The 13,411-nt window shown below is 44.8% G+C and carries 14 protein-coding genes; 7 read left to right on the top strand and 7 right to left on the bottom strand.

The features are described from left to right. Positions 1-234 precede the first annotated feature (234 nt). Positions 235-642, bottom strand: a complete 408-nt coding sequence (locus N4J56_RS20780; RefSeq protein ID WP_317108171.1) for a cupin domain-containing protein — start codon at positions 640-642, stop codon at positions 235-237. A gap of 529 nt (positions 643-1,171) precedes the next feature. On the opposite strand from N4J56_RS20780, the gene N4J56_RS20770 reads away from it, so the two are divergent. Continuing rightward, positions 1,172-2,183 (top strand): IS630 family transposase gene (locus N4J56_RS20770; protein ID WP_410500364.1). Its coding sequence is split into 2 segments (ribosomal slippage): positions 1,172-1,519 and positions 1,521-2,183, totalling 1,011 coding nucleotides; the frame shifts between segments, so codons are not numbered across the junction. Between the two features lie 146 nt (positions 2,184-2,329). On the opposite strand, the gene N4J56_RS20765 is transcribed toward N4J56_RS20770, so the two are convergent. Continuing rightward, entirely contained in the window at positions 2,330-3,598 is a 1,269-nt protein-coding gene (locus N4J56_RS20765; RefSeq protein ID WP_317104593.1) for an IS701 family transposase, read from the bottom strand. Positions 3,599-3,698: 100 nt separating this feature from the next. Here N4J56_RS20765 and N4J56_RS20760 point away from each other — a divergent pair, with 100 nt between their 5' ends. The 5 genes from N4J56_RS20760 to N4J56_RS20740 all read left to right on the top strand — a co-directional run bounded on the left by N4J56_RS20760 (position 3,699) and on the right by N4J56_RS20740 (position 6,533). Then, the gene (locus N4J56_RS20760; protein WP_317108169.1) at positions 3,699-3,839 is read left to right on the top strand and encodes a hypothetical protein; all 141 of its coding nucleotides are present in this window, start codon (positions 3,699-3,701) and stop codon (positions 3,837-3,839) included. 129 nt (positions 3,840-3,968) lie between these two features. Further along, on the top strand, positions 3,969-4,328 hold the full coding sequence (locus tag N4J56_RS20755; RefSeq protein WP_317108168.1) for a transposase family protein: 360 nt from the start codon (positions 3,969-3,971) through the stop codon (positions 4,326-4,328). 27 nt (positions 4,329-4,355) lie between these two features. Next, positions 4,356-5,255 carry a transposase family protein gene (locus N4J56_RS20750; RefSeq protein ID WP_317108167.1) on the top strand — a complete coding sequence of 300 codons (900 nt, stop codon included), beginning with the start codon at positions 4,356-4,358 and terminating at the stop codon, positions 5,253-5,255. A gap of 122 nt (positions 5,256-5,377) precedes the next feature. After that, positions 5,378-5,692: a transposase gene (locus tag N4J56_RS20745; RefSeq protein ID WP_317108166.1), complete on the top strand. Its 315-nt coding sequence runs from the start codon at positions 5,378-5,380 to the stop codon at positions 5,690-5,692. Next, a complete protein-coding gene (locus N4J56_RS20740) occupies positions 5,628-6,533 on the top strand; it encodes a transposase (protein WP_317108165.1) in 906 nt (301 codons plus the stop codon). The genes N4J56_RS20745 and N4J56_RS20740 overlap by 65 nt, the downstream gene beginning before the upstream one ends. 38 nt (positions 6,534-6,571) lie before the next feature. Here N4J56_RS20740 and N4J56_RS20735 read toward each other — a convergent pair whose 3' ends face one another. Continuing rightward, the gene (locus N4J56_RS20735) at positions 6,572-6,754 is read right to left on the bottom strand and encodes a hypothetical protein (protein WP_317108164.1); all 183 of its coding nucleotides are present in this window, start codon (positions 6,752-6,754) and stop codon (positions 6,572-6,574) included. A gap of 49 nt (positions 6,755-6,803) precedes the next feature. On the opposite strand from N4J56_RS20735, the gene N4J56_RS20730 reads away from it, so the two are divergent. After that, positions 6,804-7,493 carry a hypothetical protein gene (locus N4J56_RS20730; protein ID WP_317108163.1) on the top strand — a complete coding sequence of 230 codons (690 nt, stop codon included), beginning with the start codon at positions 6,804-6,806 and terminating at the stop codon, positions 7,491-7,493. Positions 7,494-7,875: 382 nt separating this feature from the next. Here the strand turns inward: N4J56_RS20730 and N4J56_RS20725 are convergent, their stop codons facing one another. From N4J56_RS20725 to N4J56_RS20710, 4 genes are all read right to left on the bottom strand, one after another. Next, positions 7,876-8,697: a hypothetical protein gene (locus N4J56_RS20725; RefSeq protein WP_317108162.1), complete on the bottom strand. Its 822-nt coding sequence runs from the start codon at positions 8,695-8,697 to the stop codon at positions 7,876-7,878. 370 nt (positions 8,698-9,067) lie between these two features. After that, positions 9,068-10,954 (bottom strand): hypothetical protein, encoded by a 1,887-nt coding sequence (locus tag N4J56_RS20720; RefSeq protein ID WP_317108161.1) that lies wholly within the window; start codon positions 10,952-10,954, stop codon positions 9,068-9,070. Positions 10,955-10,976: 22 nt separating this feature from the next. Then, a complete protein-coding gene (locus N4J56_RS20715) occupies positions 10,977-11,417 on the bottom strand; it encodes an HXXEE domain-containing protein (protein ID WP_317108160.1) in 441 nt (146 codons plus the stop codon). 123 nt (positions 11,418-11,540) lie between these two features. Further along, positions 11,541-12,389, bottom strand: a complete 849-nt coding sequence (locus tag N4J56_RS20710; RefSeq protein WP_317108159.1) for a hypothetical protein — start codon at positions 12,387-12,389, stop codon at positions 11,541-11,543. Positions 12,390-13,411: the final 1,022 nt, after the last annotated feature.

Genomic DNA, 13,411 nt, shown 5'->3' with positions numbered 1-13,411 from the left:
ATGGTAGAAATATTCCAAGCATAAAATACTAATAATTTGACTCGTAGCAGAATGATTTCTGGCTGAAAATATCGCCGCTGAAACAGAGTTTTAGGATTCATCAGAGCTAAACAAGGTGTTTTTCTCTCGTCGTACTATTCAGCCTACCGTTTTTTGCAATACTACCGATAAACCCATAAATATCTCCGTTGGAGCTGATATCGACGTCAGATTTAGAGAGAAAATAGTGTTCTCTCAATTCATTTCACCTAAGCCATTCGGATTGCCAAAATGGATGTCTGGCAGACTTGACTCTGGATAAATAGGAGGTGATTGCACTGAAAGTAATACAACTGCTTCATCAGGCGTACTAAAGCCATGACTAGCACCCGCAGGAATGTAGATAGTGTCTCCAGCTTTAACGCCAGAGTTGTTTTCGTCTAACGTCACAATTGCTGTTCCTTCGAGAACGTAAATGAAGGATTCAGAAGCTGCGTGTGTATGAGGTTTAAGCGTAGCTCCTTTGGAAATTTCTACCCGATCGAATCCAACAGTTGGAAGCTGTTCGCGAGATAGCAATCGAGTAATCGTTGCGCCAAAAAGTTCTTCAGACCTGAATTCTGTGAGGTGCTTTATTTCAACTCCGTTTGCTGGAATAATCATTGTGTTGTTCTCTGCTATTGTTTTGAGCTTAAACAATATTGTTTTTCTGATTCAGAGTGATGAGATGGTTGGTCAACTCGATGAAGGCATGAAGACGACGAGCGAATGTATATATTCTAGGCTCTAGAAGCTACAATCGTATATCTGCTACTGAAAATCAGGTGAATTTTTTACAATTGAAAATCTACTTTATAGATAGATGATTTGATGAACTGTTGGTTATAAAGTCCTATCAATTAACACATCCGCATCTGTCTTCTATCCGCATTTGTGGCTGACTTACTGACAGTTGAGTTCTCGGCGCACTGTTCGTGAAAAACTTGACGACAGAACGCCATTGCATACAGTTTGACCAATCGCACCCTCGGTACTCAAACAGCAGAGAATTTGACAACTGAATTTGATAGCATAAGCACAGCCTGTTTGCTGTTACCAATATGTCCATTGCTATAGCAATCCTAGATAGCTTGTGGGAATAAGGAGAAGCCGATAAGCTAGAGAAACCTTTGTAGTTGCTCTCTCGATTCTGATGGATAGCTTAAGCCAATTTATTGCCAGCACAAGTGACGCAAGAGAACTCAAACGTGCCCTAGCCGTGCAAATGCGGCAACAAGGTTATCCTTACCAACAGATTGAAGCACTGCTGGAGGTATCACAGAGTTTCATTAGTAAATGGCAGCAACTGTATCGACAGCAAGGCATAGATGCACTCAAGTTAGGATACTGGGGTACGCAAGGCTATTTAAATGATGTTGACAAACAAGCAGTGATGGAATGGCTACGGCAGCGCTCCTCCTGTCAGCTCGAAGAGTTGGTCACTCACCTCGACCTCAGTTATGGAGTCGTCTTTAAGTCGCAACAGAGTTACTACGACTTGCGTTCGTTTTGCCGGACTCTCGTGGAAGAAGACACAATCGGCACGTCCCCAGAAGGACGAGCTGCAAGTCGCCCAAAAAAACACTCTTATTGTGGAGTTACTGATGAGATGGCGCACTCAAATCGCTTCTGGGCAAGTGCGGGTGTTGTTGATTGATGAATGCCATTTGCTATGGGGCGATGCCTGTGGCTATGTTTGGGGTAAAACCAACCAACGCATTGACGTACCAATTGCCTCCGAACGGCAGCGCCAGACCTACTATGGCGCGTTTGATTACGGCAGCAAGCAGTTTTATGTTCAAGCCTACGATGCTGGGAATACGGATAATACAATTGCCTTTTTAAACTATCTGCGCTCTCTCGATGAGCCAGCCCGTTTGCTGGTGATTTGGGATGGTGCAAGCTACCATCGGTCACACCAGTTGCGAGAGTTTTTGGCTGCTATTAATGCTGGACTACCCTATGAAGACTGGAAGATTGAGTGTATTCGCTTTGCCCCTCATGCTCCTGAACAAAACCCCGTTGAGGACATTTGGTTGCAGGCTAAACAGTTCATTCGCAAGTTCTTTATGCTGTGCAAGTCCTTTGCAGTGGTGAAGTATCTGTTTGAGTTTGTCACCCATCAGCAATACTTTACTTTTGAAAAGGCATTTATGTATGGATAACCATACATCCTATTTAGGATTGCTATATCACTGAAGCTATTACGACTCTTGCCGAAGCAGAACGACGATTTGACTTGTCGCGCGCTGAGGACGAGATGTTTTTCTTAGAGTGACAGGTAAGTTTGCTAGTGGGACTTTAAAACTTTCTAAGCCCAAATATAGCCGAACTTAGCTCTGTGAGAGGCAAATACATCAACATGCTCATTAAGCCAGCGGACCAAACGAAACTCGACTGCGGTGCGGAATGCCTCCAATGCTTCGGCAAAGGTTTGTAAGGGTTTGGTTGCCCAACGTCTGCGGAATCCGCCGGTCAACTGATGCCAAAGGATGAAGGTGTAAGCGATGAACACTAAAACCCAATGACGCTTCATACTCAGAGCATCCCGAACTTGATACTCACTCAAACCCAACCAGCCCTTGGCTTCTCGATAGAAGACCTCCACCCAGTTGCGAGCAGAATATGTTTGAGCTACCCAAGCCGCACTGACTTGGTTGTCAGAGGCATTGGTGAGAAAGTAATCCACCTCCGTCGCTTGCTCGAAACTAGAGGCATTGAGTTGAATCGCCAGCCAGCGAGTGCCTTCGAGCTTCGGAACGTGAACTGGTAACAGCGCCACCCAAACTGTCCGGGGCTGCTCCAGATTGAGTTGCACAGGTGTGAACTGCTCCACTGCCAAGGTTTGAGCAATAGCTTCTAATCCCTGCTTACGAGCAGACTCATCACCTGATGTTTGAGCAGTAACTTGGCGGTTTTTGGCGATTGCTGCCACGTAAGTTAGGTTTCTCGACTCCAACTGCTTGAGAAAAGGCGTGTTATTACCGTAGCCTGCATCAATTACAGTCACACCCGGTCGATAACCGCGCTTCAAGCATTGGTCAACCAAGTCTAGAGCCAGGTCAGGTTTTTTCTGGAAGTTGGGGTCTGCCTTGCCTTGCTCGAATAAACTTGCGTGTTGATAGAGTGCAACATCTAACGGCAGACGTCGCACTCCATCATACAAGTAGGTAGTCAGCAGCACAATACCATTGTCAGTCTTGCCAATCTCCCCAATGTACTGCCGTCCTACCCCATCAGTAGCCGCACCACTTTTGCGATGTCCCGAATCATCTACAATCAATGTGAAACCTTGACTCGGGGTCGTCTGGCGACACTGGTGCATCACCTCCAACCGCCGATTATTTAGCTTGACTTCATCCCAAGGGGCATTGTTGAGAAAATGTCTGAGGCTGTTGTAGGAGCCATCTACTGTATTTGTGACCAGTTGGCTCAGGTTTTTGCGCTGACTCTCACCCAGCAGTCCCCCTAGATAAACACGAAATTCCTGCCGCTGCTTCTGACGCGAAAATACATCATCAAACCGACGACACCAGTTCTCAAAGCACTGCGGCATCGCTGCTGGTACTTGATCTTTCACCTTACGTTGCTCCTGTCGAGACTGACGTAAAACGCAACTCCTACCCGCATTCTAGCTCAATTTGCTCCATCTTTCTTACAAAGTCCCACTAGAAGTATCGGTGTCTGAGCAAACAGCAATCGAGCAACTATGGTGGCGATATCTTTATCAGCGATCGCTCGGGCAGTTATTAGAAGGAACTGTCACCTTGTTACTAGCTGCAAAATTGCACGAACTTCGGGTTCATGGCAGCTTTTGGTGATCCTACGTCAGGATCGAGATAACTCTTTACCATTTCAAGGTCTTGGAATTCCTTCAACAGTTATTGCCTGATTCCCAGCAACTTCGATTAGAGCATTGGAACTTTGACCAAACCAACAGGCACTTGAGTGTGACTGTTTCTTCCACGCAGACTCTCGCTCAATGCCCGCTTTGCCAGGGATTGAATCGTCGGGTGCATAGCCGCTATCAGCGAACTCTTGAGGATCTGACCGTGGCTCAGTATGGAATGACACTTCATATGCACGTTCGCAAATTCTTCTGTGTCAACCCAACCTGCCAACGGCGCATTTTCACGGAACGACTGCCCACGGTCACCATTGCCTGGGCACGTCGAACCAACCGTCTTGCCCAATCGTTGAGCGCCATTGCACTAGCACTTGGTGGTGCAGCAGGCGTTTGCTTAAGTGACCAATTGGGCTATCGCCTGAGTCGGAATACACTAGACTTGTTGGGAAATAAGGGAGAATGAAGGCAACCTGTCGTCAACTGGAAAGCGATGCTAGACCTAGAACGCATTCTCAAGCAAGACCGTTTGTTACGCGCCCTGACTGGTCTAAACCGTAAAGCCTTTGATGACCTGCTGCACAGTTTTGCTCAAGCCTATTGGCAAAGCTTAACCCCGCTGGATAGGCAGCGCAAACGTGCTGTTGGAGGTGGACGCAAAGCCACCTTGCAGACGATGGAGGACAAGTTGTTCTACAGCTTGTTTTACTGCAAGTGTTATCCCACCTTCGATCTCGCTAGCGTCTTGTTCCACTTTGACCGTTCGCAGGCGCATGAGTGGACGCATCGCCTCTTACCCGTGCTAGAGAGTGCATTGGGACAAAAGCTAGCATTGCCGGAGCGCAAGTTACGCAGTGTCGAGGAGTTTGTGGAGCGATTTCCAGCCGTGAAACGGGTGATGATTGATGGCACGGAACGACCAATTCAACGCCCCCAAGACAAAGAGCGACAAAAGGAGCACTATTCGGGAAAAAAGCGGCGAACGACGCGCAAGCATCTAGCAGCGGTTGATGAGCGCAAGCGGGTGTTGGTGTTGAGTTCATCACGGGAAGGGAAAGTGCATGACAAACGATTCTTGGATGAGGAAGCGATGGCAGCAGCCATTCCCGATGCCATTCCGATTGAGGTGGATTTAGGCTTTCAGGGCTTACAGAACGAGTATGTCAACATTCGCATTGGGCACAAAAAGCCGAGAGGAGGTGAATTGACACCACAACAGCAGGCAGAAAACAAGACACTGAGTCGAGAACGGGTGGTGTGTGAAAATGCCTTTGCAGGGGTGAAACGATACAACGCTGTCGCAGCCTTGTATAGGAATCGTGCGGCTGATTTCGATGACCGACTGATGCTGATTGCCGCAGGACTGTGGAACTTCTATCTTGATGCTGGCTAAATCGGTACGCTGGAGCAGCAAGATGATCTTACTTACTTCTTATTTCCCAACAACTCTACTGCTAAAACTCATCTCCCAACTGCCCCTACCAAAGATTATTCCGCCCCAGACTCTAGGTGTAGATGACGAGCGCATTTCGCAAGGGACAACGCTACGGCACGATTTTGGTGGATTTGGAGCGGCATCGTCCGATTGCTCTGTTGAAGGATCGTGAAGCTGGAACCCTCGCCGAGTGGCTCAAACAGCATCCAGGAGTGCAAGTGTTGTCGCGCGATCGCTCCAAGGCATATAAACAGGGCATGGAGCAAGGGGCACCCGATGCGATTCAGGTCGCCGACCGATTCCATCTGCTGCAAAATTTAGCTCTCGGTATTGGAGCGTTTTTTTGCCACATGCACTCAGGCATTAAAAGCGGTAGACCTCGCTTATCACCGTAGCCTCGGTGCGATGATTGTTGCACCATCCAAGCCATTTACAACTCAACAAGCGCAACAGCGTCGTGAAAGGCGGCTGACTAACTACGAGCAGGTACACAAACTACGGCAACAAGGCTTGAAGGTGCTTGATATTGCACACCATTTAGGGATAGGGGAGCGGACAGTTTTTACCTATCTGGCGGCTCCCAGTTTCCCAGAATGGCAACCCCATCCCCGCCGTCCAGGTAAGAGCTTGCTCGCTCCCTACAAGCCGTATCTGCTAGCGCAGTGGAATGCGGGGCAGCGTCAGACCAAGCGGTTATTTGCCGAAATTCAACAGCAGGGATACAAAGGGAGTTACATGACGGTAACACGCTACACACATCAGTTGCGCCAAGCCCAACGCCAACTGTTAAGCACTCTAGAGGGACGAGGACATGCTCCTCCGGTTACAGACTTGAAGCAGCCGCCCCTGAGCGCTCGTCGAGCGACTTGGTTGGTGTTGAAGCCCTTGAAGCAGCGCTCCGTTGAGGATGAAACTTTGCTCGCTCACTTGAAGCAGCACCCCGCTCTCACCGTTGCGATCGATCTCGCTCAGGAATTTGCAGACTTAGTGCAGCAACGCGACCCCAAGCAACTAGATCGTTGGCTTGAGCAAGCTAGTAGTAGCTCCTTGACACAATTTCACCGATTTGCCAAAAGCTTACAATCAGATTATGCGGCAGTCAAAGCTGGGGTGACTTTAACGGTTAGCAATGGACAAGTGGAAGGACAAATCAATCGCTTGAAGATGCTCAAACGACAGATGTATGGTCGCGCTGGGTTTGACTTGCTGCAACGAAGACTTTTGTTCGCCAGTTGATTTACTTCAGGTTTTCCAACGCGGATGCTCAACCCAGATCACCAAAAGCTGCCATGAACCCGAAGTTGTGATAATACAGCAGATGGGGGAGAAGTCATCGAAACGCCAGAGGATTCTACTTCGGAGCAGTCGGGTGAGGAATCCACTGGAGAACCACCCCAACCAAACAAGACAAATCCACTCCAACCAGCCGGAAGCGATATTGATGCGATAATTCGCACTCGGATTAATGATGACTTGTGGAATGCAATGAAGGGTGACTTGCCCTGTATGCAAGCGACCCGCGAGTGTATCTCATCTCTACAGTCAGCTGCTACACAACAAAATCCCCTGCTCAAAGAAGTCGATGCCAGGATCGAAGAAATCAACAATAAAATCGAGGAAGCAAGGGCAGCTAATAAGAAGGCTGTAAAGCTATCGGTAATGACTCCGGCGCTGCAAGCTTTGATTCAGCCCCAGCAAATACAGACCGCAGACGGGAAGACGCATCAGACGGGCGGTTTTATTTCTAACCTGGCTTCGCTATTTACCAATCCTACTGGAACGCTAGATAAATTGCTCAATGCTGTTGGAGTTCCGTTGTTACAAGCCTCCTTTGGTGGAAACGCAGAAAATCAAAGAAATGCGATCGCTATCTCTGACTTGCAGGTGAAGTCAGCGGAGTTACAGCGGGGACGGGCAGAGTTAGCCAACAAAATCAGAGAACAGGTTTATTTGGCTGCTTTTGAGTATGACGAAGCTGCCAGAGAATTTCAGATCTCCCAGGAGATAGCCAAGCGCGATGCTGCCAGGATGCGGCTGCTAGAAGTAGAGTATCGGTTTGGTGGTGGAGATAGTAATAGTTATCTGGGTAGTCTAAATGGTCTTGATTCTCGCAAGGCTCAAACATACAGGGCTTGGGCGAGTATGCGATCGCGGATCGAGAAGATTAAGTTGTTGGTGTTGGGAGTGGAAGAGTAAAGTAGCAGGAAAGTTTTTCTGAAACCTTGATTTGGTAGAAGTTTCAAAGAGTACATGGTAATTGGACGTGGCTTTACTACTTTTGCAACAACATAACGATAACAAAACTTCGTTCTGGTACAGTGGGTTTGCTAGACCATTCCCTATACAAATTCTCACAATTCAACTGTCCAGATTAAGGAAAGAGGATGCTTACGTGTAAACAGAAGAATTATAGTTTACAAGACTGAGGGTTTTTCTCTATGTAATTCTGGGCAAATTCCACCTGACCTTTTAAGTTATTTGTCCAATCACCTTGGGCTAACTTTATAATTTTACTATTAGCACTCTCTAGAAGATTCTTTGCCTGCTGGCATTTACCTTGAGTGTATTCACTATTTGCTCAGACTATTTCAGTATAGGCGTTAGCACTTTCAATGAAGTATTGGTTGCTAACTGAATATTTACCAAAAATACTCATAGCTTCCTGATACTTTTTTCGCCCACTATTAATATTTCCTGTCATAAACAAGTAATTTCCATAGTTCCGTAAAAGCGCAAGCTCAGAATTTATATCTTTTGAAACCTTAAGTCCAGTATCTAGAAATATAGGAACCTGAGTTGTAATTCCTTGATTAATTAACGCCTGTGCGATAGACACATACTCTGGTGCTGAAATGTCGTTTGGGATACGGTTAACCAATTCTACTGCTTGACCAGATAACAACACATACTCTTGATTTATACTTGACAACAAACCATTTAGAATTACAGCATTATTTTTATATGTGTTGAGAGTTTCTGCGCTTTCTTTAGGTAAGGCAACAAGTCGCTGAATGATTCCACGAAGTTCACTTCGTGCTGCACGTCTGTTTTGACTATCAACTTGAAGATATGATGCCATTGCTGTGCCAAATGAAAATACTATGGCAAGTACCGCAATGATTGTAGATGCTTCCCCATACCACTTTTTGGGCTTTTTAGACTGCATAACTTCAACTTGAAGAGTAGCAACTTCCTTCTTGAAAGTATCCAGCTCCTCTTCAATTCCTGACTTTATTGCGTCAATTTCCTGCTGTCGATGGCTAATCGTATCTCTATACAAATTATGAAATTCTTGTTGAAGAGCTTGCTGTACCTTTTGAATCCGATTTTGGACTTCACTTCTGAGCCAGTCTATGTTCTCATTCAGATCATTTGTAGCCGATTGAGGATTATCCATCATAACTTCCCTTTTAGACTGTCAAACTAACAATGTTCTATACGCAGTGCAAGCCAGCATTATCGCAATTTGACGATAAAGTTTACCAATTCTTTAAGTAGAGTGCAGTCTAATGCCGCTTTGTCGCATTTATTTCTAAAAGCTCAAAATCTCCAGATTCATTAAGCCTAAGCAAGTATGCGATCGCGAAGTGAGAAGATTAAGTTGCTGATGTTGGGAGTAGAGCAGTGAATTCTAATGCTGATAATCTGCTTCCACGGCTCAAATCTACTAATAGATCTTCCCGAATATTGTTTTGAGCTAGAATCTTGTAAATTCTACCTCAATACTTATTGAAAGTATGAGATCGATGTAACTTCTAGATTCACCTCTTTCAAACTCGTTGCAATAACCCTTTAGTTCTAGTTTGGCGAAGTGCTCCCCGTAAGAAAAACCTGATGACTTTATCGATGCCAGCCAGAGGACCATAAATAAAAGTATTTCCAGAAAGAGATGCCTTAAGCCTTAAGCCGTCAATATAAATCCACTCCATTGCAGCAGCAGGCGAGAGAAGCTGACAATAATGGAACCCCCTTGCAGAAGGAATTGGATAGTTAATAGGGGTTTTCATCACTGTCGATTTAACTTGATAAACTCGATCGTTGTTTAGAGACAAGTATTTATATTTAGGATAGTTCCAGATCCAGAGTGGTCCCGCTGCTATAGTCGGTGCAACATCTTCTCCCATATCTATTGGTACGCCAAATTTCTCAAAGTAGGATCGAGCTTCACTCCCTGCATGTTCCAGCGCCCACTGATAAACATGCTGATTGATTTCAGCCCCCCTTGAGGGTCCATCTGTTTCTTCGTAGCTTGGATTAGAAACTCCTGCATGTTTCCAAATATTTTGTCGAGAATTCAGTTTTGTTCGCAATGAGAAGGCTGAAACTGGAAAAAAGCCTGTATCAAAAACCTCCAACCAGTTATATAGTGCTTGGGTGACGCTAGAGATTGTCAGCGTACATGGTTCTGTCCCATTACAAGAATTCCGAATTTGGGGGATATGAACGTGTGGATTGTGAAACGGATCGGTTGTATAGGAACGGTGAAAACTATCAATGACACTTAAGTTAAACTTCACAGGAGCGGAATCACTCCCTGCCATAATTGAATTAGCGCTATTTTGAATCCAGGGCGAATAGGGCGTACATTTAGGATCGGTTCGAGTATTATCTTCGGCGCGATTGTAGCAAGCAGGTTTAAAGCCGTTATACCCTTCTAGCAAGAATGAATTGAGCAGCGGTTGCAGTTGCTGTTGTGTCTTTTGTTGCTTGTCACTCAGAAATTTTAGACTGCTTTCAGAATTGGCACTGGGTAGTTTTGTACAAATAAAACTGTACGCTAACTCGCCAACTTGTCTATGAACTTCATCCTCTTCAATTTTGGGTTTGAGGTCAAAATCGGCAACGTAAGAAGTTGCTTCACCGGAAGCAAATTGCATGTGGCTTGCACCATCAATCGCTATCACTGGGAAATTGTGTATATCAGTGGATTGGGATGAATTAATCTGTTGATACCAAAACGCTGCTGCGATCCGTGTAATTCGAGCCAGTCCATCTAAAGTACCACCAATAGTTAAGGTAGGAACAGTATATTGAATGATGGTTTTTCCTCGCTCGTTCAAATTTGAGAGATACCCCTTGCCCAAAAAAGACCCCATTAAGATCTGCCCTTTGGCGTAATTGGGAAAACTGTTGAGATACTTTTGAATGGCGATTCCCCCGACAGAATGGGCAATAAAGAAAAGGTTGTCGGTAGGTGGCATCCCTTCTCGTTTCATCTCACCGATCGCCTGACCAACTGCCAATCCAGTTTCACGCGGAATGGGAGAGTCACCAATAAATTGCGGAATGCCGACCCAAATTTCTAAATCAGAAGCAACTGCTTGAATTGCCTGTGCAATTGGACGGTATCGCTCAATAGGAATTCCTTCTCCTTGAATGAAGATAAGTCCGACTACAACTCCTTTTGTATGAATCGGTTTCAGGACGATAGGTGCTCCAGCCCAGTTATTGGCGTAAGTTAGCTGAATAGTCACCACAAACAACAGCAATAAGCCTGTTAAGACCGCTCCAACCCAGAGAAGATGGGCAATTGAGTCTCCCACCCAAACACTGGTACAAATGGCGGCGATCGCCAGAACACCCACAATTGATGATAAAAGGATTGTCAAGCTCTTGCCTAACCAAGGTAGGTCTGAGAAAAAATCTTTAAACAACATATTTGAATTAGGTGACGTGGGATTACTGAATTGCTCGTGTGGTTCGATCTGAAGTAGCTCGGAGTTGCTGGATAAACAGAACGCTCAAGACAAACAATATCGGTCCCGTTACTCCGCCAGGGAAGTAACTGTGCAGAAACACCCAAGTGCCAATATGAAAAGCTCCGTTCAATGTCTCAATAATTGCCCAACTCCACATAAAGATAAAACCTAGTCGCTTGCCTTTCTCAGCAGCAGGAACTGAACCTAACATCAAGGCAATTATTAGATAGTTGAGAATCGCAAACACATCCGCACTAATTTCAAATAGAGGAATCCAGTGGAAGAGTTGATGCAATGCTTGACTCATAGAGCCGAATTCAAGATAAAGCTTAGAGAATGTCTCTTCTATACTGTGAATAACCTGAGCTAATCCCAGAACCCAGTAGCTTTGGGCAATTTTAGCAAGCTGGTTGCTAAGCATAAACAAACTTGCCTCTTGTTAGATGACGAGCGAAAAAACAATAAGGGAAGTCTAGACTTAGAGTAACGACAAAACTTAAAATTCCCTAATACTAAACGTTAATGTTTTGTTGCCTTAAAAGCTTTACCAAAGCAAACCAAAGAAATAGAGTTCTGCAAACATGGCAACGTTGATGAAGAGAAAAGCCGTAAAGTGCCACCATTGATTAAAGGTCGATTCTGCCACTACTCCTTCAATTACTCCTCCCACGGTTAAGAGCGACGGAACCAGCAATGACAGTATTTTAGGAAGTTCGGCAGCAGCTAAAGGTGCGCTAAAAAGGTAATAATAGGCAGCTAGATTCACTGTTGCATTGATAATGAAAACTACCATCAGTGATGTAGCAAGTGGAAAAACGGGTTGATTGTTAAACTTAAATGTCACTTTTGGATTTTGAGGTCCGATAAATCCAACTACACTACTGAAGATCGCCAAGGTTAGCGTTAGTTTGTTGCTCCCAAAGACCCCTAAAGAAAAGGTCAGAAGCCCTGCCGATTGAAACAAAAACAGCAATTTATAGGCTACTTCACGTAGCCATTCATTATTAAAGCTCTTGATATTGAATTCCGCAGCGAGAGGATTTTGGAAACATACGACTTGCCAGCCTTCATATTCGTGCATCACAATACCCATTAACCCCCCAAATGTTTGAATCAGGGGACTCACCATCAGTAAAAAAACTTGGATGTCCGTTCCAAGTTTTGCGCTCAAAGTGTTTGAATGCTGGAAGATATAAAAAGCCAGTAGAAAAGCTGGGATAAATGGGAGCCAGTGAATAAATTCGATGAGGTTGAGTATCCAAGAGCGAGCATACTGAGCTAGATCGTGCTTTACCAGATAGGTTTTCGGTTCGGGTTTCTGCCATTCCCAACCAGGTTCAGGATAGTAGCCTAAGCTCGGATCGGAATTTTTGTTGTAATTCTCAGCTTCCATGTCACTATTTATCCACTAGAAAATAATTGTTCGCTTAACTCGGATCTAGTTGAACAGAGCAAAACTTCCTTTAGTTTTACCTAAAGAGTAAACTTGAATAGGCAACCTAAATTATTAACCCAAAGATCTAATTTGGAAAAAAGAATTTAGTATTTTCAGGGGTTGCAGCCTCAAAATGCCAGCTCAATTATTACCGATTGCATATACTCTTGTCTTGAGCTATGCAACGTGGAAAACCCTAAAGTAACCTAATTATCTATTAGGATTTTTTCTATGCAAGCTGTCCATCTAGTACTCCATAAGAGATGATACATAAAAGGTTTTTACAAGTTTTCTGTCAAACTACTAATGCTTTCATACACAATCCGCTCTACGTTTCCGCAGTTTTGCTATAAAAGTTTACGATTTATACAGATAATGTGCGTCTAATACTGCCATTGTATTTATCCTCAAAATCTCGGATACCTGGACTTGTCAAGCTTAGGTAGGTAGGCAATCGCAAACCAAAAAAAACCAGCTCTTAGTCCTGGGCATAAAAGAGTAGAAATATTTCACCATCTCCCAAGCGAACAACACACTTAACGGCACTAACCACCAGAAGAAACCGAAACTTCGTCTTCAGGGTAGGTAAGTTGCGATCGCCCATTAAGCTGCAATAAAACCCCCACCCCATCGGCAATACTTGAATGGCTAAATCCCTCCACGTCCAAGGCTTGAGTAGTGACTTATACTGAGTCTGAAACCTAACTTTTCTCAACAGCGCATGAAGTGTGTGCCGCGCCGGATGTAGTATATAGGCTTCCCTTGAATAAATCACCCTGTACCCCTGAAGAGTTACCCTTTCCCCCCACTCGCGATCGCCCAATGAAAACTTCTTTAAACCTATTTTGGCTAAGCCTTAAGAAGCTTTAATAGCAATCTAAAACACCTCAGCTCTTTCACTTAAATCAAAGTTTATATCTTTAGTTTAGTTTTTACAACCTAAGTTTAGGCTCTTAAGAACAATCTTAAGGATTTTTGTG

It is taken from the genome of Chroococcidiopsis sp. SAG 2025 (assembly GCF_032860985.1).
GTDB lineage: Bacteria > Cyanobacteriota > Cyanobacteriia > Cyanobacteriales > Chroococcidiopsidaceae > Chroococcidiopsis.
Note: the sequence above shows the minus strand (reverse complement) of the source record. Positions and strands in the feature narration are given on the sequence as shown.